The following is a 22515-nucleotide window of genomic DNA, read 5'->3' on the forward strand; positions in this document are numbered from 1 at the left end:
GCGCTGGCCAGCTTGGGCCCGATGAGAACGCAAGCACTATGCGGCAGCTTGGCGCTAGGCTCCGCCGTCAGGAAGACTGGACCCCATGATGACCTTTGCGCGACCCTTGTTCCTTGTCGGCCTTGTGACCGTGATCCTGGCCGGTGCCAGCGCCGTACAGGCTGCGACCCATCGTTTTGTCGCCATGGCCGGTGGCGAAAAGGTGGGACACCTTTTGGCTGAGGTCGACGGCGCAACCACCAGGGTCGATTTCGCCATCGACAATAATGGCCGGGGGCCCAAGGCCCGAGAAACCATCATCGTCGACCGCGCCGGGGTCCCCATTCAAGTGGACATCGAAGGCTCATCCCTGTTCGGCAGTCCGGTACAGGAGCGCTTCAGCCGAACGGGCAACCGCGCCCAGTGGGTCAGCCAGGCCGACAAGGGAGAGACCGATGTCACCGGGACACCGCTCTATGTGCCCAATGACGGCAGCCCCTGGATTCTGGGCCAATACGTCAAGGCCCTGCTGAAGGCACCCGGCTGGAGCCTGCCGGCCCTGCCATCGGGGACCATGCGCCTGAAGGAGGTGCGCAAGTTCACCCTCGGAGACGGCCCTAGGGCCATTTACCTGACCGTCTATGAGTTGGCTGGCGTCGATCTGACCCCCAGCTATGTGTTGGTTGATCAGCGCGGGGACCTGTTCGGAATTCTCGGCGGTGGCCTGATCCGCGAGGGTTATGAAGGCCATCTGGACACCCTCAACGCCCTGGCTCGCGAAATCGACCTGGCCCAGGCCAAGGCCGCCCAGACTAAGCTCGCCCACCGGTTCAACACCCCGGTGCGCATCCGAAATGTGCGGGTGTTTGACCCGCTGACCCAGTCCCTGGGCGAGCTTTCCACCGTGGTGGTGTTCGGTGATCGGATCACCAGCGTACAGCCTGAGGCCCAGGATCCCGCAGCCCCGGCGCCAGAGGGCCAAGTGGTCATCGACGGCCAGGGGGGAACCCTGATGGCGGGTCTGCATGACATGCATTCCCACACCTCCCTGGACTCCAACCTGTTCTATCTGGCGGCCGGCGTCACCGCGACACGGGACCAGGGCAACGACAATGCCCGCCTGCTGCAGATTTCAGAGGGCCTCGAAAAGGGCGAACTGGCCGGGCCACGCATCGTCCGCAATGGCTTCCTGGAGGGGCGCAGCAGCTATTCGGCGCGCAATGGTTTCATCGCCGAAACCCTGGAAGAGGGCATGGAGCACATCCGCTGGTATGCCGAGCGAGGCTACTGGCAGATCAAGATCTATAACTCCATGAACCCCGACTGGGTTGGCCCCCTGGCGGCCGAGGCCCGCAGGCTGGGCATGGGTGTCACAGGTCATGTTCCGGCCTTTTCCAATCCAGACCGGGTGCTGTTCGACGGCTATGACGACATCGCCCACATCAACCAGCTGATGCTGGGCTGGATCCTGAGCCCCGGGGAAGACACCCGCACGCCCCTGCGCCTCACCGGCATGGCACGGGCCGCCAACCTGGATCTGACCACCGAACAGGTGCGCTCAACGGTTCGCTATATGAGCGAGAACGGCAAGGCCCTGGACACCACGGCCATGATCCTTGAGCGGCTGATGTTGAGCCGGTCTGGACAGGTACATCCGGCCGACGCCCCCTATTACGATCATGTGCCGGTGGCCTATCAGCGGTTTCGCAAGCGCACCTTCGTGACTCTGGACGCCGATCCCGGCCAGACCGACGCCGCCTATCAGGCCGCCTTCGGCAAGGTCCTGGAAGTGCTCAAACTGCTGGATGACAACAACGTCCAGCTCCTGCCCGGCACCGATGACGGGACCGGATTTTCCGTGCATCGGGAGCTGGAAGTTTATGTCATGGCCGGGATTTCGCCGGGCAAGACCCTGCGACTGGCGACCCTGGACGCGGAGCGCTACTTCGGCCGTGACCACGAGCTTGGCTCTATCGCCCGGGGCAAGCTGGCGGACCTGATCCTGGTGGAGGGCGACCCGACCACCAATATCAGCGACATCCGCAAGGTCCGGATGACCATGGTCGGCGGCGTGGCCTATTTCCCCGCCGAGATCTACGAGCACCTCAATGTGCGCCCGTTTGCGGCCCCGCCGCCGGTGACGCCGGCCAGATGACGCCACACGTCCGCCTGCGCCAAGCCTGAACGCAGGCCGAACCGAGGCCAAAGCAGGACTGGCGCCGCAAAGGTCAGGAGCGGCAGGCGGCCTCTGGAACCTCTGGTCGCCGTTCCCACTGGTAGGCTTCCACCCATTCCCCGCGCGGCAGATAGGTGATGGGGAAGGTTTCCCCCTCTCGCGTCACCTGCAAGGTCAAGGTTCGCTCCGGGTCGCCCTGGACGGAGTCCATGGCCACCGCAACGGTGACCACGTCCCCATTGCGCAGCCCCGCCTTGGCCGCTTCGGAGCCAGGATCAAGACCGCTAATGGTCTTGACGTCTCCCACCAGGGACCGGGGCTCAAATCCAAGTTCAAAGCGCCGGAACGGCTTTGTGGTGCGCGCGAAACAGGGGCCATAGGCGTCCGAGGCCGGCAGCATGAGCTTGCCTGCGAGCATGTCGGCGGTCAGCTGGCGGCCAACATCCCCCAACTCCCGGGCGACCAGGTCCTGCCAGTCGGCCTCGGTGACCGGCAGGCCCGCCCGGCGCCGGGCGATCATGGCGAAGATCAGATCGTCGACGGACCGCGCGCCGGCCGATCCCTTGCGGATCTGATCATCGAGAACCGCGAAATAGAGCCCGCCCCGATCATAGGGGAGAGTCCGCACCCGGGTGTCTTCCCAGAAGCGGGGCGCGATCTGGTCGTTGGGGGTGTCATTGAGGGCGTTGGTGTAATAGCGCCGGGCCGTGTCGTTGATATCGACCAGATAGTCCTCGGTAGACAACAAGCCCCCCCGCCAGGGCAGGCGCGCCTGGTAGAAGACCGCATTGCCTTCGGAATACCATTGCCCAGGTCCCAGGGAGGTCCAGGTATGGATCATTTCGTGGGCCAGGGTGCCCTTGATGCTCTCCGCCTCGGTGGCCAGGCCGTAGGTCGTGAGGAACGAATTGGTCAGGGCCGCGCCGCCGCCGGCATTGATCGGATTGAACCGCAGAAACACCCGGTAGGGCGGGTCTCCGGTTTCCTGAAAGAAGTCGCCCATCCAGTCGTGCAGGGTTTTTGTCCAGGCCATCAGTGGCGCTGGGTCAAAGGGGGGCTTGCCCATCCAGGCGGCGGAAAAGCCCGCGTTCTGTGGCGTCTCAGGATAACGCTTCATGGGGCCAGCCATGAACACCCCTGACCAGAGCTGAGGTGCCGGCCCCGTCCCCGGCAGCGCCACATCGCCCTCCCCCCAGCTGGACGTGGCGGTTGCGCCAGGCACCATGGCGCTGAGATCCCAGTCCAGAGCGATCTGGTAATCCAGACCCGCCGGCGGAAGCAGAATGAAGGTGTTGCCCACCGCCGAGAAGCCGCCGCCTTCGGTCCGCAGCTGGTAGGGCGGGCCTGAACCCCGGCGGGGGGGCGTATTGTCGATTGGCGCCCGGTAGGTCACCACGAGGGGACCAGCCACCGCCCGCCCAGCCAGCCAATGGCGGCTATAGGCCAGCGCTACGGGATCGTCGCGCACCACCAGGGGTACTTCCCCCAAGGCGTCCCGCGCCATTAGCCCCATCAGGTGATCGGCGACGGTCACAGTGTTGGCAATGACAATGGGCAGGCTAAACAGCACATCGCCGGCCTCCGCCTCGGCCTGCGACAGGGTCAGGGTGATATCCACATGGCCAAGGCCCTTCTCCTCATCCATCTCCCCAGGGGCGATCAGGACCGTCAGCTGACGTGGCACAGCGGCTGACGCCGGCTGCAGGCCAAGACCGATACCTGCAGCCACAAGGACGAGTGCTTTTAAGGCCAACCTGAAGGTCATGAGGGAGATGACTCCATCAGCGCCTGGGCGCTGGCCAGATCTTGAACCACGTGTCCCAGGGACTTGTAGACCGTGATCTGAGCGGTCGATTGACGACCCTCCAGACGGCCATCCAGCACCTCGCCGATCTCACCGACCACATGACTGTCGTCGATCAGACCGGCCGCCTTGGCGGCGAGGACCTCCGCCCCTTGGGCCAGGACGCCTTCGCGGCTGTCGGCAATGAGCCGCGCACCGACCACCAGATCGTGGTCCACCTCGACGGGGCCAGCATAGCTGGAGCCCACCAGGTTCAGATGGGTTCCAGGGGCGACCCAGGCCCCCTGCAGGATCGGGGTCTTGGCGCTGGTGAGCGTGCAGATGATGTCGGCGTCTTCGACTGCGGTGCGCGCCTCGGCGAAGGCTGTCACCTCCAGACCGGTTTCGATCGTCATCGCAGTGGAAAAGGCATGGGCCCGGGCCAGATCGCGCCCCCAGACCCGCACCTCGGTCAGCTTGCGGACCTGGGCGATGGCCCGAATGTGGGTATGCGCCTGTTCGCCATAGCCGAGGATCGCCAGCCGGTGCGCCTCGGGCCTGGCCAGGGCATCGGTGGCGACTGCGCTGGCCGCCGCCGTCCGAATGGCCGTGATTTCGCCGGCATGGGCCACGCAGATCGGCGCCCCGCTCGCCCCATCGAACAAGACCACCACCCCCTGATGTGACTGCCGCCCCTGGGCGAAGTTCTCAGGAAAGACGCTGACCAGTTTGGCCCCGAAGGCGGCGCGCTCCCCCAGAGCCCCAGGCATGACGCCAAACATACGCCCCTGGGCCAGGGGAATGATGGTCCGCAGGAGCTGCCGGGTCTCGCCCCGAGAGAGGGCGATCATCGCCTGGCGCACAATCGGGATGCAGACCTCATAGGTCAGACGGGCGCGGACCTCGTCCTGGCCGATGACCCGCATCAGGCCCCGCCCCGCGCACGGATGAAGGCCAGATAGTAGCCCACGCCAAGGATCGCCCAGACCCCGAGGGCCGCATAGGGAGTCCAGTCGGCGCCGAGACCCAGCAGGGCGACGACCAGGGCCATGATGGTCCCGGCATAGGCCCAGAATACGGTTGCGCCCTTGGACAGCTTGAACCGCGCGGCTTCGTAGATCTCAGGATGGCGCCGGGCGACCACGGCGGCTGACAGGCTGACCCCCACATATTTGAGCAAGGTTGGAATGTTCACCGCCAGGAACAGGGCCGTCAGGTTCATCGGTGCCGCCAGACCTAGGGTGGCACCCACCAGGATGACCGTCAGGGCCACGTGGGGAACGCCGGTGCGCGGGTGCACCTTGAGCAGCGCCTTGGGCAGCATGCCGGCCCGCGCCATGGCGTAGAGGTTCCGCGAGAAGCCCAGAAAGAGGGAGTTGATCGAGGTGCCGATGGCGACCACGGCGGCGGTGACGATCAGGGGCTTGGCCCAGGGTCCCATGAACACCTCGGCGGCGTCCAGCAGGGGTGTGTCGCTGGTGCCTAGGGCGCTGGCACCCAGCACCCCCAGCGTTACCCCGGCCACAAGCAGATAGAGCACCACCGCCGCCAGGATAGACAGGGCAAGCCCCAGCGGAATGGTCCGGCGTGCGTCCTTCACCTCGTCGCCGATCTCGGTAGAGGACTCCAGGCCAAAGAACAGGCCGATCAGCAGGGGTATGGCGGCGAACACCCCAACCCAGCCCTGGGGCAGCAGGGGCTCGTAGGCCTGTGGCGTGATGGATGGGGCACCCCAGGCGGCGAAGACAGCGAACAACGCGATCATCGCCCCGATCATCAGCACCTGAAGCCGGCCAGCCAGACCCACCCCGATAATGTTCACCGCCCAGAAGATCAGAAACACAACGAACATGGCCGGCTTGGTTGGTAGCGGAACCACCATGTTGAGATAGCGGATCAGCACCAGGGCCAGAATCAAGATGGCCCCCAGGTTCGAGACGATCCGAAGCCAGGCGATCATGAACCCCAGAAACGGGCTGACAAACCGCCGCGACCACTCGAATGACGCCCCCGAGGTGGGTAGGGCTGATCCCATGAAGGCGTAGGTGAGGGCGATGATGAACATCGGCACCGCCGCGATCAGGACGGCAAGCAACATGCCGGGTCCGGCCAGGGCGGTGGCCGGGGCGATCACGGAGAAGATCGCCACCCCGACGGCCGTCCCCAGCCCCAGGGAGATCACAGCCCAGAGGTCGACGCCTCGATGCAACAGGCCGGTATTTTCAGCCTCAGGCGAGGTGGGATCGCTCATGGTCTTTGATCCTTTTGGCCAGAAAGCCAGGCTGTGACGGCCAGATCCTGGGCGGCATGGCCCAGGGACTTGTAGACGGTGATGTCATCGCGGGCCGTGCGGCCAGACGTTTGCCCGGATAGAACCTCGCCGATCTCAGCGACGATGTGCTCGGCCGGCAGGCCAGAGCGCAGGAACTCTCCACCGTGGGCGAGCACATGCTCCCGGTGATCGACAATGAACCGGGCCCGGGCCACCAGATCGCTGTCGATCTCAGCCTGACCCGGTCCGCTCGAGCCCACCACATTGACGTGGGTGCCCGCCGCGACCCAGCGGCCCTGCAGGATCGGGTCCGTGGCGGCCGTGACGGTGCAGATGATCTGAGCCCCATCCACCGCCGCCTCGACCGTGTCGAAGGCCGTCAGACCATGCCAGTCGGCGAAGGCTTTCGCGCGCTGAGGGTCTCGGCCCCAAACGCGGATATCAGCCAGGGAACGCACCAGACGCAGGGCCTGCAGATGAGCTTCGGCCTGTCGACCAAGGCCAAGAATGGCCAGGCTTGAGGCCTCATTCGGGGCCAGAGCGTCGGTGGCCACAGCGCTGGCGGCCGCAGTGCGAATGGCGGTGATCTCGGCGGCGTCAGCCAGACAGATCGGTGCCCCGCTGGCACCGTCAAACAGCACCACCAGCCCTTCATGGGCTTTTCGCCCGGCACCGTCATGAAAGACGCTGACCAGCTTGGCCCCAAAGACGCCTTCCTCCGACAGGGCTGCGGGCATGATGGCGAAGGTGCGCCCCTCCCCCAGGCCGATAAAGCTGCGCAGGTGCTGACGGACCCGTCCCGTTGAAAGGGCGATCATGGCCTCGGCGATCACGGGAATCGCCTCGGCAAAGGACAGGCGATTCCGGACCCCCTCAGCGTCGATCACGATGGGATGGGTGGCCTGCACGGCCATGCGGCGAGCCTCCACTTGCAAAGACGGGGGCGGACGATGGTGGGGCCATCGCACCGCCCCCGCAGGGACGTCGGGGTTTAGATGCCCGCCGCCTTTTGGGGTCGTCTCCAGGGCATAGTCAGATCAGACGCAGCCTCACGGGCGCCAAACGAACCGGCCCTAGAAGCGCGCGTTGAGACCGACATAGTACTGGCGACCCAGGATGTCGCCATGGTTGCGGGTGGGGTAGGACGGCTCTTCGTCCGTCAGATTGATGACCCCGGCCCGCACCGTGTACTTGCCGAAATTGTACTGGCCCGAGACGCTGTGACGGATATTGCGCGGAATGATCGGGTTGGGATTGTTCTCGATGGTCGCCGTCGGCGCAGCCTTCACCTCGGGCAGGTAGATCATCGAATAGGTCAGACGCATCGGACCGCGAACATGGCGGGCGTCAAACCGGGTGGTCCAGTCAGGATTGGCCACTGAGCCCTCCAGCCGAGCCTGGTCAAAGCCGGTCACCGAGGTTTCCAGCTTGGCGGTATGGGTTGCCTCCACCGAAAGGTCGAGATCGCCCCAGTCGGCGTCGCCGAAGAAACGGCCCGGCGCGAAGGTGTAGCCGGCGAAATAGGTCTCGCCGCGATAGGTGACGAGGCCGGCGTTGAAGGTGGTGGTCTGGGCAGTCGCCGTCGCCCCGGTGGGGGTGCGGGTGAAGCGGCTGCAGATATCGGTCGGCTGCGGGCTGGTGTCGAAGCAGGTCGCCATGAAGTTCAGCGGGGTGAACGCCGACAGACCATCGGTCAGATCAACCTCCACCCGGTCAATGGCCACCGTCAGACCTGGCACAAAGGTCGGCTGGAAGATGAAGCCATAGGTCGTGGTGTCGGAGATCTCGTTACGCAGATCGGGGTTACCCCCCGTGGTGATCAGCGCCGCAGCGAAGTTCTCCGCCGGGTTCTGGAAGGTCGCCAAGGGGCCAAAGCCAGGATTGGCGGCAAACAGGGCCTGGCAGTTGGCAAGGCGGGTGGCCGGGGCCGGGCCGCCGCTGATCCGGTCCGCATCGCAGGGGTCCTGGCCGATGCTGCCCAGTGCGGTGCGGGACGGGGCCAGCAGCTGCTCGAGGGTGGGCGCGCGGAAGTTCCGGCTGAGCGAGCCGCGCAGGGTCAAGCCTTCGAAGACCCCCCAGCGCAAGCCCGCGCCCCAGACGTCCTCATCACCGGCCAGGGAGTTCTGCACCCGGCGCAGGGCACCTTCAAACTCCAGAGACTGGGCAAAGGGCAAGGTCAAGTCACCGCCCAGGATCGGGACCAACAGCTCGGCGGAGTACTCGTTGGTATTGTATTCGCCCCGCGTGGCGACAGTCGGCACCCGAGAGCCCGTCAGGCCCTGCTGCGACGCCGGCAGCGGCACGAACTTGGCGTCCTCGGCGCGATGCTCATAGGCCAGCACGAACTGAACCGGGCCGGCCGGAAGGGTGAACAGGTCCCCGCCCAGGGTGGCCAGGAAGTTGTCCTGGACGTTGTAGAATTCCTGCCCGGTCAAGGTGGTGGCGTAGGCGCGGGCCTCAGCGGAGACATTGCCAGCGCCAAACGGGTTAATCGGCACGCAAGCCGCATCGTCATTGGCGGTGGTCGCGTCTGCGTTGATGGCGCAGACGATCGTTCCAGCGGTGTTGCGCACCGCATTGATGGCGTTGTTGAACCGGGCCGTGTTGACGCCAAAGGCCTCCTGACGGCCCTCGGTGACGCCGCGGCTGACGGTGGCGCTCCAGTAGAAGTTGCGCTCGGCGAGATCGAAGTCCCCTTCGAGGCCGGCCAGGACGCGGTAGCTCTCGGTGACCTGGGTCCCTTCGCGGGTCGGCAGCAGATCATCAAACCACTTGGACAGGAACAGCGGCGCGCCAGCGCCGAAGGCCGGACGCAGGGCGGTGAGCTGAGCCAGAGTTGCCGGCGACAGGAAGGCGTTCGTGCGCGTGAACGCGATGACGCCAGAGCCTGACGCCGCATTGTTCAACACGGTATTGCTGGACTGCACGGCGTAGGGGTCGGTGCCCTCAGTACGGCCATAGAGCATCTCGCCCGTCAGCCGGACGCGATCGGTCAGGTCATAGTGCCCGATGGCATTGACGCTGAACCGCTCGATCCCGGTGCGCAGGGCGGCGAGCTCACGGTAGGTCAGGCCGTCGCCGCCGCTGGCGAAGGGCACCCCCTGGATGGAGCCGGGATTGAAGGCCGCGAGCGCTACTGCAGAGGTGAACTGCTGGCCAAGCAGGAAGGCTGGCACCGGCGCCGGGGTGGTGAAAATCACCCCGTTGGGATTGAACTCCCAGAAGCGTGCGTCGACGATTTCCCTAATGGAGGGGATGCCGTCCGTGCCTGAGGTGTTGGCCGGGTTTGGCACGGTGATGCGGGCGAGGTTGCTGCGGGGCCGGTCATAGTCGAGCAGAGAGTCGCTCTTGGACCACTCCAGATTCACCGCCAGATTGGCGCGATCATCCAGGAAGTTCTTACCGAAGGTGCCGCGCAGGCTGTGGACCGGGTAATCGTTGCGTGAGGAGATGCCGGTCTGGGCATCCAGCACGACCCCTTCGAAGTCGGTCTTCAGCACATAGTTGATCACCCCGGCGATGGCGTCAGAGCCATAGACCGCAGCGCCGCCGCCCTGCACCACCTCGACCCGGTCGAGCAGCCCCAGGGGGATCATGTTGGTGTCCACCGAGGAGCCGGCCAGACCATTGGACGAGGCGACGAAGCGCCGGCCGTTCACCAGGGTGAGGGTACGTCCGGGACCCAAGCCAAACAGGTTCGGGAACTGCTGGCCAGCGCCGGCCGCGGCACCCGAGCCAGGGGCGATGGGGAAGCTCGGGATGTTCGAGCTGATCTGGTTCATCAGATCGCCGGCCTGCACGACGCCACGGTCGGTGAAGGACTGCTGATCCACGGTGAGGACCGGCGCGGCGGTCTCAGTATCGACACGGCGGATCCGCGACCCGGTGACGACGATTTCCTGGACCTGCGTCTGCGCGCTCGTCTGCGCCGAGGCGGGCATGGCCGTCAGGGCCGCTGCCGCTGCAGCACCGAGCATGGTGGTGGCGAGCAGGCGCCCGCGGATCGACTGATAGCTCATTGCATCCCCCTGTGGCCGAAGCGGCCCCCAACATCCCAAGAACCTCCCGCCGTGGCGCCCCATCTTCTGTGTCCTGGGGGCGTCCGCCGGAACCGGAGGCACGTGACTGCAGTCCTGCCCAGCCTAGCCAGACAGGCGCGGTTTTTCTTTTCGAAAGGCCAAGCGTCACTGGCCCGTCGCAAATCGTTTATGCAGTTGGCCCGGAGCCGCCGCATGGCCAATGCGATGGTCCGGCCAAGGCCGACTGTCGCATCCAAGGGCCTGATCGCTGGGATGCTCCCGGCTGTCATGCGGCGGCCCGCAGGCGCAGAAGGGCACTGTGGAGGCGCGTAAGGCCGGCGTCGAGGGCCGCAGCGTCGCCGCCAAAGCCGATCCGGATGTGACCGGGCTGGCCAAAGAACTCGCCGGGCGCGACCACGATCTGTTCGCTGGACCAGAGCCAGGAGGCCAGGCTCAGGCTGTCGCTGACCCCCACCACCCGGGGGAAATACATGCAGCCAAAGGTGGGCAGGTCGCCGAGGATCAATCCATCGGTCACCATCCTTCTGGCATGCGCGGCCAGCACCGGACGGGCGGCATCCAGCACCCCGCGCCAGTGGGCCTCGAACGGCGCCATGTCCTCAAGCACAAGGGCGCCGATGGCGTGGGTCAGCTTGGAGACCCCGAGATCACCCTGGGGATTGGCCGCCTGGATCGCCGCGATATTGGCCCGCGAGCCCACGGCCCAGCCGCACTTCAAGGCAAACAGCCCCTGAACCTTGGTCAGACTGCCGGCGCTGATGAACACATCTGAGATGCGGACCGCCGAGCCCACATCGGCGAAGTCGGCATAAACCTCATCGATCAGAACCTTCGCACCGACCCTGGCGGCGATCTCCCCGATGCCCTGCAAGGTCTGGGCGTCCAAGATCGCGCCAGAAGGGTTATGCACCTGGGTCAACAGGATCAGCCGGGTATCGGGCCGGACAAGGGCCGCGAGCTCATCCAGATCAATCGCAAAGTCAGGCGCCCGGCGCGGCAGGGGGGTAACCCGGGCCCGGGCGTCCTGGGCCAGGGCGGGCAAGAGATCAAAGGCCGGTGCCTCCACGATCACATGGTCGCCCGCCGCGACGAAGGCGCGCATGGCCATGCCCATGGCGCTGGTGGCGCCGGTGGTGCAGATCACCTGATCGGGGTGAACCCCGTGCCGGTCAGCGACGGCAGCGGCCACAAAACGGTTCCCGCCGGCAAAGGTGCTCTCATATCGATCGGTGACGCCACCTGCGAAAGCGCGGCGAACGACGGTCGCCAGCAGCTCGGTGGGCTCCTTGATGGTGGAGTCAAACAGGACCGCAGCCCGGGGCTCAGCAGCAACCGCACGCAGGACCTCACGGACCCAGGCGGTGTAGCCGCCCTCCAACCCCGAGCGGAACCCGTGCTGGGGGGAAGAGCTCAGCCGCGCTATCGCTGAATTCAAGGCCGCTTCCCCATGGCCTGCACTCCTTGACCTGCCAGAATGCGGCAGGTGCCCAAGAGCCGATCCTAGTTTTGGGGCGTGGTTTTTCTTGCCTTTGTGTTCCTTGACAGGGGTAATTTCCGCATCCGCTATGCTCAGTGAGAGATGCGGAGACATAAGATATGCCGGCGGCTCTGGATGCGATCGACCTCAAGATCCTCGACCTCATGCAAAAGGACGCCTCGCTCTCCACAGCGGAAATGGCCGAGCGCGTAGGGTTGTCCCAGTCCCCTTGCTGGCGACGGATCCAGCGCCTGAAGGATGAGGGTTACATCAAGGCGACCGTGGCCATCCTCGATCGCCAATTGTTGGGCTTCAAGATGCAGGTCTTTGCTCAGGTGAAGATGACAACCCTCACCGACCAGGAGCGCGAAGGCTTCTACAAGGCCATCCACGACATCCCGGAAATCCTGGAGTGCTATGCGGTCTTCGGAGAGATGGACTGCATGATGAAGGTCCTGGCCCCAGACGTGAACTGGTACCAGGACTTCATCTTTTCGACGATCCTGAAGCTGCCCGGTGTGGTCGACGTCCGGTCCATCGTCACCCTGTCGGAATCCAAGTCGACCACTGCTGTGCCCCTGCGCCACCGCCAGTTTCGCTGAGCGCCTCGCATAGCCTATCCAAGAGGCCCCCAGGGCTTGGCGGACAAGGGCAAGATAATTCCGCCTCGCACCGCTAAACTCGGCGCAAAACAGGGCACAGGGGACAGGGGCCATGACCTCCATTGGACGGCGACTTCTGCTGGTGGGGGCGTGCCTTGCCCTCTGTGTCGGTGCGGCTCAGGCCCAGACGCCGCTGCCGCCGCAACTGGGGCCTGTGAACCTCAGCACCCCGGTGGTCACCACCCACAAGGGTGTCTTCAACGGCAAGCGGGTCACTTATCAGGCCCGGGTCGAGGCCTTTGACCTGCCCGGCCCCGACGGGGGACCCGGCGTTCGGCTGGTAACCACCGCCTATGTGGCCACCGGCACCTTGGCCAGCCCCAAGCGCCCGGTGATCTTCGTCTTCAACGGCGGCCCCATCTCGCCGTCGCCCTATCTGCACATGGGGGCTTTCGGCCCCCGGCGGCTGGCGGTCCCTGACGACCTGAGCGCCGACCCGGCCACCTTTGAGATCGTCGACAATCCCTACACCGTGCTTGATGTGGCCGACCTGGTGTTTTTCGATCCCGCCGGAACCGGCTTCAGCCGCTTCGCTGAGGGCGTTGATCCCGAGACCTACTTCTCCGTTGAGGCCGACGCTCGCCAGCTGACGGACTTCGTGGTCGCCTGGTCCAAGGCCCATGGCCGCGAAGCCTCCCCCAAGCATCTGTTTGGCGAAAGCTATGGCACGATCCGCGCGGCGGTCGCCGCCAACCAGATCCAGAAACTGCCGCAGGACCAGAACCTGCAAAGCGTGGTCTTCATGGGCCAGGCGATCAACATCGTCGAATACGTCCAGCGGCCCATGAACATCATCAGCTACGTGGTCTCCCTACCGACTCTGGCGGCGACGGCCTGGTGGCATGGCAAGGCCGACCTGGGCGGTCAGGACTTCGAGACCTGGATGGCGGAGATGCGGCTGTTTGCCCGGACCGACTATCTGACCGCCCTGGCCCAGGGCGACGATCTCGATGCCGCAACCAGGGCAAAGGTTGCCGCCCGGCTGGAGGCCTATAGCGGCATTCCGGCCAGCTTCTATGTGGACAACAATCTGCGCATCACCAAAGAGCGCTACCGGGTTGAGCTGTTCAAGGATCAGGGCCTGACCATCGGCATGTCTGATGCCCGCTATGTGGGCCCATCCTCAGCGCCAGGCGAGCGGGCCGCCGACCCGTCGCGGGTGATCCCCCAGGCGCTCATCGCAGCCTTCGACACCTATGCCCGGGAGACCCTCAAGGTCGACGGGATCGGGACCTACAACACCCGCTCGCCGGTGACCCGAGGCTGGCGTTATGCGGAAGGCCCTGCTTCCCCCTTTTCTGACTATCCCTTTATGAGCGCCGTCAGCGAAGTGTTTGCCCTGAACCCGACCTTCCGGGTGCTCATGGCCAATGGGCATCAGGATACTCAGACGACCACCGGGGCCATGGACTATGGCCTGGCGCTTTCAGGCTGGCCCAAGGACCGGGCGAGCGCCAAGAGCTACCAGGGGGGCCATATGGCCTATTCCATCGAGGCGAGCCTGGCGGAGATGATGGTCGATGTCCGCGCCCTTGTGACGGTGGCTCCATGAGGCGAGCTCTTCGTTCCCTCACCGGGCTCCTGGCTGCGGCCCTTCTATCCTTTGGCTTTGGTCCGGCAATGGCTGAAACGGCGGCGGCACCCAAGAGCTTCACCACGTCGCATTCCGGCATCTTCGGCGGCCGCAAAGTCTCCTATGTGGCCACCCTTGGCGAGACGATCCTGCGGGACACCAAGGGGGTACCGGCCGCCAGTCTGTTCGCGTTCAGCTATGTCGAAACCTCGGCCCGCGCCAATCGCCCCGTGGTCTTCATCTTTAATGGTGGGCCGGGCTCATCCTCGGTATGGCTGCACCTAGGGATGGCGGGTCCCCGGCAGGTGGACTTTGACGACGAGGTCAATCCCCCGACCGTTCCGCCGTTTGCCCTGCGTGACAATCCCAATGCCCTGCTGGATGTCGCTGACCTGGTGTTCATCGACCCCCCCGGCACCGGTTATAGCCGGGTGCTGCCCGAGGGTCGGACCGAGGACTATTACGGCGTCAATCAGGATGCCCGGGCCGTCGCCCAATTCATCAGCGAGTGGCTGACCCGGAATAACCGCTGGAATTCCCCCAAGTTCATTATGGGGGAGAGCTATGGAGCGACCCGGGCGGCAGCCTTGGCCACCACCTTGATGGGTGGCCCTACCTCGCCCTCTGGTGAGCTTGGCGCGGTGACCTTGAACGGGATCCTGGTGGTCGGCCCCTCCATGGGCGGCCCCGTGGGCGACCACCTCTATGGCGCCAACCTCTCTGCCATGGCCGCGACGGCCTGGTATCACATGCCAGAGCGCCGCAACGGGCAGAGCCTGGAGGATGTGGTCCAAAGCGCCCGTGACCTGGCGGCCGGCCCCTATATGCGGGCCCTCTATATGGGGACCGCCCTGCCCACCGCCGAGCGGGACGACCTGCTGGTCAAGCTGACGGCCCTGACGGGCGTGTCGTCAGACGTCTGGGTCGCTAATGGTTTGCGCATCGGGCTTGGTGCCTATGGCCGCGAGCTGCTCAAGGCCAGGGGCCTGCAGGTCGGCGCCTATGACAGCCGCTATGTCCTGCCCCTGAAGGCGGCTGGCAACGATCCGGTGGCCGATGATCCGGCCATGGGCCAGTACACCCCGGCGTTTGTGGGTGCCATGAACAGCTATCTGTCGAATGAGCTGAAGGTGCGGATGACCACGCCCTACATCCCCATCGCCTTCACCGAGGTGAACTCCAAGTGGGACTACGGCCCTGGTGGCCTGAGAGGCCGCAACAACGCCGTCGAATTTGCCGCCGCCCTGCGGCGCAACCCCGCCCTCAGGCTGTTCATCGCGGCGGGCCACTATGACCTGGTCACCACGCTCGGCGCTGCCGAATACGGCTTCAACCAGGTGGACCTGCCGGCCGAGCGCGTGGTGCTGAAGGCCTATCCGTCGGGCCACATGCCCTATCTGGGGGAAGAGAGCGCCCGGGCCCTGGCCGAAGACGTCCGCGCCTTCCTGAGGCAGGCGTCCCAGAGCGCACCTTAGACACCGGCCGTATAAAGGCTTCGCTCGGCAGTTCGAAGTTTGCCCTGGACGCCGGAGTGTTCCGCTGCGAGCTGCTTAAGAACGGCTATGAAGTGCTCGTGTTCACCTGCGCGCTGAGTTCGACAGCTTTGTACTGAAGTTCAGGCGGTGCAGATGCATCGGCAGCGGCCACTGCGAGATTGCCTTGACAGCGACCATATCGGCATCTGCTATGCGCACTCTTGCCATGTGGAGCATAAGCTATGCCCGGCCAACTGGACGCCATCGACCTGAGGATCCTTGAGATCCTGCAGCGGGATGCTTCCCTGTCGACGGCTGATCTGGCGGAGCGGGTGGGCCTGTCCCAGTCGCCATGCTGGCGGCGCATCCAACGGCTGAAGGAAGAAGGATTCATCAAGGCGACCGTCGCCCTGGTGGATCGTCACAAGCTTGGCTTCACCATGCAGATCTTCGCGCAGGTGAAGATGACCACCCTCAGCGATGAGGACCGGGCGCGCTTCCACCGGACCATCGAGAGCATTCCTGAGATCATGGAGTGCTATACAGTGTTTGGGGAGATGGACGCCATGCTCAAGATCCTCGCCCCTGACGTGAACTGGTACCAAGACTTCGTCTTCTCCACGATCCTCAAGCTCCCGGGCGTCGTGGATGTGCGCTCCATCGTCACCCTGACCGACTCCAAGAGCACCACAGCTGTGCCCTTGAAGGTGCGCGCCGTACGCTGAACGCTTGAGGATCGCTGAATGCTCACACGCCGAAGCCTGATCGCCGCCGCTGCTGCAGGGACGGGCATCGTTAATCCTGCCGTCGCAGACGTGACAGCCGACACCACAGCCCGTGGCGCGTCGCGCCCCTTGCTGCCGGCCAAGTCGGAGTTTGCCGACATGCCGCTGACCTATCTGGACGCCGGTGCCACCCACCCCATGCCCTTAGGCGCCGCAAACGCCCTGGAAACCTACCTCCGGGAAAAGACCCTGGATGGCTCGGCGCGACCTTTGCGGGTCGGGGCGCTCGAGCGCGAGATGATCACGGCCTTCGGGTCCCTGGTGGGCGCTGCGCCCAATGAGCTGAGCCTCATCCAGTCCACGACCATGGGCGAGAACCTGGCTCTGCTGGCGCTGGGTTTGCCTGAGGCCGGCGGACGAATCGTCACCGACGCCCTGCACTTCTTCGGGTCCTTCTACACCTACGGCGAGATGGGCCGGGCGGGCATGGACGTGGTGACCCTGCCCATGGAAGCCGATGGCCGTATCGACATGGGCAAGATGGCGGACGCCATCGACCACAACACCAAGCTGGTGGCCATCAGCCACGTCTCCACCGTCAACGGCTTTGAGCATGACCTGAAGGCGATCTGCGACCTGGCCCACGCCAAGGGTGCCTATGTGTTCGCCGACATAATCCACGGGGCGGGAACCACCCCCATTGACCTGCGGGCGGCCGGCGTCGATTTCGCCTCCAGCGCCTCTTACAAATGGCTGATGGGGGACTTTGGCCTGGGCTTCTTCTATGTGCGCCGGGAGGTGCAGGAGAAGCTGCGCCGCCCCTGGTGGGGCTACCATCAGCTCGCCCGCTTCCAGTCCCATGTCTATCCCTATGACACCCCCGGCGAGACCGTGGCTGACTACGAGGCCATTGATGGCGCTGAGGGCTTGTTCGCCATGGGCGCGGCCCCCTGGACCGGGGTCATCCAGTTGAACTGGTCTTTAGCCTGGCTGAACAGGGTCGGGGTCGAGGCCATCCAGACCTGGCGCCAGCCCATGGCCGATGTGATCCAGACCGAACTCCGCAACCGGGGCTATGAGCCCCTCACCCCTGAAGACAGCCGCACCCCCCTGGTCGCCTTCGCGCTGAAGGACGCCCGGGCCACGCTGACCGAGAGGCTCAACGCGGCTCAGATCCGTCTGGGCCTGTCCCAGAACCGTTTCCGGGTGTCCCTTGCGGTGTTCAACGACATGAACGATGTGGACAAGCTGCTGGCCGTCCTGCCGAAAACACCACCGGTCTGACGGATTTCAGCCCCAGAAATCCGCCTGCGACGAAGGTTCGGGTTGAGCTTGGCGCCGGGCTGGGACAGGTTCCGCCCCCCACCTGCGGCTGCAAGCGATCCCGATGAACTCCAACCTGTTCTTCAACCTGCAATCCACCCACAACCCGCACCGCTGGCTGCTGCCGCTCAGCCCCTCGGTCTGTGTGGGCGTGCCCGATAACCTGTTCATGTTCGGCGGCGTCGGGATGGCTGCGGCCATCGCCGCCCTGGAGCGGACCTGCGAACGGCCGGCCATCTGGGCGACCGCACAGTATCTCTCCTATGCCCGCCCCCCCAGCATCGTCGACCTGGACGTCTGGGTGCCGGCCTCAGGCAAGTATAACAGCCAGGCCCGGGTGATCGGCCATGTGGGGGACAAGGAGATCTTCACGGTCAACGCCGCCCTGGGGGCCCGCGAGAGCGAGCACTCCGCCCAGTGGGTCCAGGCACCCGCCGCACCGCCCCCTGAAGACTGTATCGAGGCTGGACACTGGCGCGGGGGCGGGGATGATCTCCATAGCCGCATCGAGGTCCGCGTGGCCCAGGGCCTCTATGGGGGTGCCAGGGCAGGAGAACCCGCCACCGATGGCCGCCTGCTGCTCTGGATCCGCTCCCGGGAGGGGCTGCCGATTGACTCCACCTTCCTGGCCATCGTGGCGGACTTTGTCCCCGGCTCCCTGGGCAACGCCCTGCATCTGAACGCCGGCGGCAACAGCCTGGACAACACCATCCGCTACCGCCGGATCGTCCCCACCGACTGGGTGCTGTGCGACATCCGCATCGAAGGGGTGCACGGAGGCTTTGGCCACGGGGCCATGTCCCTGTTCGCACAGGACGGGGAGCTGATGGCCACCGCCAGCCAGTCGATGATCCTGCGGGTCTTTTAGCCCGCCCCTGGCCTCAGGCGGTGCGCTGAAGCGCGCTGTGATAGCGCTTCCAGTTCTCCACATAGTGATGGGCCGAGGCGGTGAGGATGCGCGCCTGGCCCTCGGAGACCTCCCGGACCACCTTGCCCGGCGCGCCCATGACCAGACTGTTGTCAGGGATCTCCTTGCCTTCGGTGATCAGGCAGTTGGCACCGATCAGGCAGTTCTTCCCGATCTTTGCGCCGTTCAGGATGATCGAGCCGATCCCCACCAGGCTGTTGTCGCCAATGGTGCAGCCATGCAGCATCACCATGTGCCCGACTGTCACGTCGCGGCCAATGGTCAGGGGCGAACCTGTGTCGGTATGAAGTACAGAGCCGTCCTGGATATTCGAATTCTCGCCAATGATGATCGGATCATTGTCGCCGCGCAGGGTGGCATTGAACCAGACCGACGCATTTTTCTTCAAGATGACATTGCCCATGACGGCGGCCGTCGGCGCAATCCAGTATTCGCCCTCCGGCGGCAGTTCCGGCGCCACATCGCCCAAGTTATAGACAGCCATCCGCACACCCCATATCTTATTGAAAACGTCGCACTTTAGACTCGCTTAACCACGCTAGCATCATAGTTGCGTGGCGATTCGAAGGGATCATACCCCGACGGAGGCGCGCCGGACCGGCTTCCGGTCTGCAAGGTTCGAGTGGGACGGAGTGCATGGCGCTGCGTTTTCGATCCAGGCGGGGTCTCCCTGCCACCGATGACCCGGCCACCGCCGGGGATGGGCCGCCGCAAGGCGCTCGCCCTGCTCCGCCTTCTTCACGTTCGTCCTCCCCCCAGGGGCGGTCCGCACAGGACTCGCCCCTTTTTCATGCCCCCATGGAGGCTTTGATGACCAAGCGAGCCCTGAAGCGACAGCTGCGCGAAGGCGCCTTCGACGCCGAGCAGTTTGACGATTCGAAAATCCGCCGCCTGCCCATCGAACGGGGGTGGTCGCCCTTGGGGCCTGCCGAGGAGGGCCGGGATCAGGGGTATCTCAAGACCATCAAGGCCAAGTCCCCCGGCCAGGAGGAGATGATCGCCGCCATCGACGCCAAGAACCTGGTCCTGGCGCTGGGCCCTGCCGGCACTGGCAAGACCTATCTGGCCATCGCCAAGGCCGTCGAAGCCCTGGAGGCCGGTCGGGTCGGCCGCATTGTCCTGTCGCGCCCGGCGGTGGAGGCCGGCGAGTCAATCGGCTTCCTGCCCGGTGAGATGGAGGACAAGCTCGCCCCCTATCTGCGGCCGCTCTATGACGCCTTGTCCGACCGGCTGTCCATGAAGCGGGTCCGAGCCCTGATGGCCGAGGGTGCCATCGAGATCGCCCCGGTGGGCTTCATGCGCGGCCGTACCCTGAACAATGCCTTTGTGGTCATCGATGAGGCCCAGAACTGCACCTATGTGCAGCTCAAGATGCTGCTCACCCGGCTGGGCTGGCACTCCACCATGGTGGTCACCGGCGACCCGGCCCAGTCCGACCTCTTGCCGGAGCTTTCAGGTCTAGGTCCCGTGGCCGAAAAGCTGGACACCGTCCCCAACATCGCCGTGGTCCGCCTGAAAGACCGCGACATCGTCCGCCACCCCCTGGTCGCCGAGATGCTCGGCGTCCTTTAGGACGTAAGGCATTGGGCTTTCGCCAACAGCTAGGGCTTCAGGGCCGCGGCCAGGCCAGCGTTGAGAAAATCTAGGGCCGCCTGTCGGGTGCTTTCAGGCGGGCGGCCCACCAGTTCGGCGAGCGAGCGGCCGATCAGGCCAACGCCCATGGCCAGGGACACCGCCACCAGGATCAGATTTGTGGCGGTCTCAGGGGCGATGCCCTTCTGGGCCATGGGGCCCGAGATCACCTCCTCTACGGCGGCGCGCACGATGGTCAGGCGTCGGGTTTCGCCGGTCAGTTCTAGCCAGGCGGCAAGCCGGGCACCGCCCGCAGATTCGAACGCGTCAAACAGCACCTGCCCGACGCTCTCCAGTTGCTCAGCGGGATCGACCGGCCGGACGGCCGTCAGAATCTGCACGACCAGCTGGCGGATCATCTGCTCCATCAGCGCGGTCTGTACCCCGTCGATGGACCCGAAGTGGTGCAGCACCGTGGCGTGCGCGACGCCGGCACCCTTCGCCACATCCACCAGCTTCAAGGCCTGGGGGCCACGGTCCAGCAACAGCCGCTCGGCGGCCTCGAGAATGTTCTGGCGGGCAGCTTCAGGCGAGCGGCGAAGGCGACGGACGGGCTCTATTGACATTTTTGTAGGTAACTCTAGTTTGGCCTCAACCGATAGCCATAAGGGTTGGCCATCCCGGTTCCACAGGATCACGTCATGACGCGCAAGACCACGCCCACCGATGTCGACGTCACCCCTCGGGACATTCACTTCGACTCCGCAGCCGCCAGTACAGGCCACTGGCTCGATGGCGACCCGGTGGCCACAGCGGTGTTCAACGCCCTGTCTCTGACGTTTCCCGATGGCGAGCGCCTGTTCATGGACGCCGTGCGCCACTACCGCGACCGGGTGTCGGGCAAGCTGGCTGAAGATGTCCGTGGCTTCATCGCCCAGGAGGCGATCCATTCCCGGGAGCATCACAGCCTGAACCAGCTGATCGACCGCGATCGCTATCCGGTGGCGGCCATCGAGGCCGAAATCCGCGAGCGGGTGGCCTTCAGCCGCAGCCGTGGTCCCATGGCCATGCTGGTCTCGACCATCGCCCTGGAACATTTCACCGCCATGATGGCCGAGGTGCATATCCGCCATCGCGAGGAGCTGTTCCAGAAGACCGACCCGGCCATCGAGAAGCTATGGCGCTGGCATGCCCTGGAGGAGACCGAGCACAAGGCCGTGGCCTATGACGTGTTCATGGTCGCCACCAAGGACTGGTCGCCGTTCCTGCGTTATCGCCGCCGCTGCATCGCCATGGCGCTGATCACCATCATGTTCACGCGCAACATCACCCGCAACGCTGCCCGCCTGCTGGAGGCCGATGGCTATACGCCTGAAGCCGCCCTAAAGGCCGTCAAACAGTTCGTCTGGGTCAAGCCTGGGCTCTTCCGGCGGGGCTGGAAGACCTACTTTGCCTGGTACCGTCCGGGCTTCCATCCGTGGGATCAGGCCGCCACGGGCCCAACCCTGGAGGCTTGGCGGACGGAGTTCAATCAAGCAGCTCTGAAATCCGCCTAACCACCAAAGTCAGACCGGCTTCCGGGCGCTGGCGATCACCCGCTTTACGGCTGCGACAACCTCGCCGTTGTGGGCGTGGGATAGGAGGGTGGCATGGCCGGCGGCGGGGACCGCAGCATAACTGCCGTGGGCCGAGGCCTTGACCGGGGCCAGGCGCGCGCGGCCCCAGGCATTGGTTTCATCTGCCGCAGCGCCAGCAGTGACGACAGCCACCGGCCAGGCCGGGTCAAGCCCCCCTGCGGCCCTGGCCATGGCCGCGCTGGCCAGCCAGTGAGAGGCCTCATTGGCCGCATTTCGGGCGTGGCGGCCCGACACAAAGGCCGCCTGCTTCTCCCGCACGGCAGGACCGCTCAGGCCAATCCGGTCGCCCAGGAAGAACAGGGGCTTGGCCAGCCCAAGACTGATGGCCGTAGCTGTCGCCTGAGAGAGCCCGCCAAAGGTGGTGACAAACCGTCGTACCAGGGGGATTTCCACCGCCTCAGGCGTCGCAGCATCCACCAGGACAATGCCCGCCACCCGCTCGGGATACCGGGTGGCGAACAACCGCACATGCTGCCCGCCCATGGAGTGACCCACCAGGACGACCGGCTGGGTGACGCCGGCCGCCACCATCAGACGCTCCAGATCAGTGACGATCGCGGCGCTGTCGCGGGGGAGAGGACCAGGGTCGGAAAAGCCTAGCCCCGCCCGATCATAGGCGCAGCTGCGCACCCCCTCGGCCGCCAGGGCCGACTGCAGGTCAGAGAAATCGGCCGAAAAGCCGAAGGCACCGGCCTCAAGCCAGACCAGGGGGCCGCTGTCGGGGCCCTCACACACCATCCGCAGCCGCCGATCCCCCAGATCGACCATCTGCCCCCGCAGATCCCTAGGCGCGAAAATCGCTTCGATGATCAGGCCGGTACCGACCCATAGGACGAGCAGGGCGCCGAGGGACAGAGCGATGACCTTCAGCATGGAATCGCTCCGGCGACAGA

The 22515-nt window shown here is 65.3% G+C and carries 18 protein-coding genes; 9 read left to right on the forward strand and 9 right to left on the reverse strand.

Translation table 11 applies throughout. From position 1 onward, the window contains the following. The first annotated feature begins 85 nt into the window (after window positions 1-85). Complete coding sequence (locus MH112_RS14145) at window positions 86-2134, forward strand: amidohydrolase family protein (protein ID WP_296568949.1); 2049 nt, start codon at window positions 86-88, stop codon at window positions 2132-2134. Between the two features lie 73 nt (window positions 2135-2207). Here the strand turns inward: MH112_RS14145 and MH112_RS14150 are convergent, their stop codons facing one another. The 6 genes from MH112_RS14150 to MH112_RS14175 form a co-directional block, all read right to left on the reverse strand. Further along, complete coding sequence (locus MH112_RS14150) at window positions 2208-3908, reverse strand: hypothetical protein (protein ID WP_296568951.1); 1701 nt, start codon at window positions 3906-3908, stop codon at window positions 2208-2210. Window positions 3909-3916: 8 nt separating this feature from the next. Beyond that, on the reverse strand, window positions 3917-4864 hold the full coding sequence (locus MH112_RS14155; RefSeq protein WP_296568953.1) for an ornithine cyclodeaminase family protein: 948 nt from the start codon (window positions 4862-4864) through the stop codon (window positions 3917-3919). Further along, the gene (locus MH112_RS14160) at window positions 4864-6189 is read right to left on the reverse strand and encodes an APC family permease (RefSeq protein WP_296568956.1); all 1326 of its coding nucleotides are present in this window, start codon (window positions 6187-6189) and stop codon (window positions 4864-4866) included. The genes MH112_RS14155 and MH112_RS14160 overlap by 1 nt, the downstream gene beginning before the upstream one ends. Then, window positions 6186-7124, reverse strand: a complete 939-nt coding sequence (locus MH112_RS14165; RefSeq protein ID WP_296568960.1) for an ornithine cyclodeaminase family protein — start codon at window positions 7122-7124, stop codon at window positions 6186-6188. The genes MH112_RS14160 and MH112_RS14165 overlap by 4 nt, the downstream gene beginning before the upstream one ends. A gap of 159 nt (window positions 7125-7283) precedes the next feature. Next, window positions 7284-10229 carry a TonB-dependent receptor gene (locus MH112_RS14170; RefSeq protein ID WP_296568962.1) on the reverse strand — a complete coding sequence of 982 codons (2946 nt, stop codon included), beginning with the start codon at window positions 10227-10229 and terminating at the stop codon, window positions 7284-7286. Between the two features lie 286 nt (window positions 10230-10515). Next, entirely contained in the window at window positions 10516-11685 is a 1170-nt protein-coding gene (locus MH112_RS14175) for a pyridoxal phosphate-dependent aminotransferase (RefSeq protein WP_296568967.1), read from the reverse strand. 161 nt (window positions 11686-11846) lie between these two features. On the opposite strand from MH112_RS14175, the gene MH112_RS14180 reads away from it, so the two are divergent. From MH112_RS14180 to MH112_RS14205, 6 genes are all read left to right on the forward strand, one after another. Continuing rightward, window positions 11847-12329 (forward strand): Lrp/AsnC family transcriptional regulator, encoded by a 483-nt coding sequence (locus tag MH112_RS14180; RefSeq protein ID WP_296568969.1) that lies wholly within the window; start codon window positions 11847-11849, stop codon window positions 12327-12329. A gap of 112 nt (window positions 12330-12441) precedes the next feature. Beyond that, window positions 12442-13941, forward strand: coding sequence for a hypothetical protein (locus MH112_RS14185; protein ID WP_296568972.1), 1500 nt, complete (start codon window positions 12442-12444; stop codon window positions 13939-13941). Next, window positions 13938-15437 carry a hypothetical protein gene (locus MH112_RS14190; RefSeq protein WP_296568975.1) on the forward strand — a complete coding sequence of 500 codons (1500 nt, stop codon included), beginning with the start codon at window positions 13938-13940 and terminating at the stop codon, window positions 15435-15437. The genes MH112_RS14185 and MH112_RS14190 overlap by 4 nt, the downstream gene beginning before the upstream one ends. A gap of 242 nt (window positions 15438-15679) precedes the next feature. Next, window positions 15680-16162: an Lrp/AsnC family transcriptional regulator gene (locus MH112_RS14195; protein WP_296568978.1), complete on the forward strand. Its 483-nt coding sequence runs from the start codon at window positions 15680-15682 to the stop codon at window positions 16160-16162. A gap of 18 nt (window positions 16163-16180) precedes the next feature. Continuing rightward, entirely contained in the window at window positions 16181-17446 is a 1266-nt protein-coding gene (locus tag MH112_RS14200; protein ID WP_296568980.1) for an aminotransferase class V-fold PLP-dependent enzyme, read from the forward strand. Between the two features lie 103 nt (window positions 17447-17549). Beyond that, window positions 17550-18353: an acyl-CoA thioesterase domain-containing protein gene (locus MH112_RS14205; RefSeq protein ID WP_296568982.1), complete on the forward strand. Its 804-nt coding sequence runs from the start codon at window positions 17550-17552 to the stop codon at window positions 18351-18353. A gap of 13 nt (window positions 18354-18366) precedes the next feature. Here MH112_RS14205 and MH112_RS14210 read toward each other — a convergent pair whose 3' ends face one another. Continuing rightward, window positions 18367-18897 (reverse strand): gamma carbonic anhydrase family protein, encoded by a 531-nt coding sequence (locus MH112_RS14210; RefSeq protein ID WP_296568984.1) that lies wholly within the window; start codon window positions 18895-18897, stop codon window positions 18367-18369. 314 nt (window positions 18898-19211) lie between these two features. On the opposite strand from MH112_RS14210, the gene MH112_RS14215 reads away from it, so the two are divergent. Then, on the forward strand, window positions 19212-19985 hold the full coding sequence (locus MH112_RS14215) for a PhoH family protein (protein ID WP_296568987.1): 774 nt from the start codon (window positions 19212-19214) through the stop codon (window positions 19983-19985). Window positions 19986-20014: 29 nt separating this feature from the next. Here MH112_RS14215 and MH112_RS14220 read toward each other — a convergent pair whose 3' ends face one another. Continuing rightward, entirely contained in the window at window positions 20015-20611 is a 597-nt protein-coding gene (locus MH112_RS14220; protein WP_296568988.1) for a TetR/AcrR family transcriptional regulator, read from the reverse strand. 75 nt (window positions 20612-20686) lie between these two features. Between MH112_RS14220 and MH112_RS14225 the strand changes: the two genes are divergently transcribed. Next, window positions 20687-21541, forward strand: coding sequence for a metal-dependent hydrolase (locus MH112_RS14225; protein WP_296568991.1), 855 nt, complete (start codon window positions 20687-20689; stop codon window positions 21539-21541). A gap of 9 nt (window positions 21542-21550) precedes the next feature. Here MH112_RS14225 and MH112_RS14230 read toward each other — a convergent pair whose 3' ends face one another. Next, window positions 21551-22495, reverse strand: coding sequence for an alpha/beta hydrolase (locus MH112_RS14230; protein ID WP_296568995.1), 945 nt, complete (start codon window positions 22493-22495; stop codon window positions 21551-21553). Window positions 22496-22515: the final 20 nt, after the last annotated feature.

Origin of the sequence: Phenylobacterium sp., assembly GCF_022402485.1 — a bacterium.
Taxonomy (GTDB): Bacteria; Pseudomonadota; Alphaproteobacteria; order Caulobacterales; family Caulobacteraceae; genus Phenylobacterium.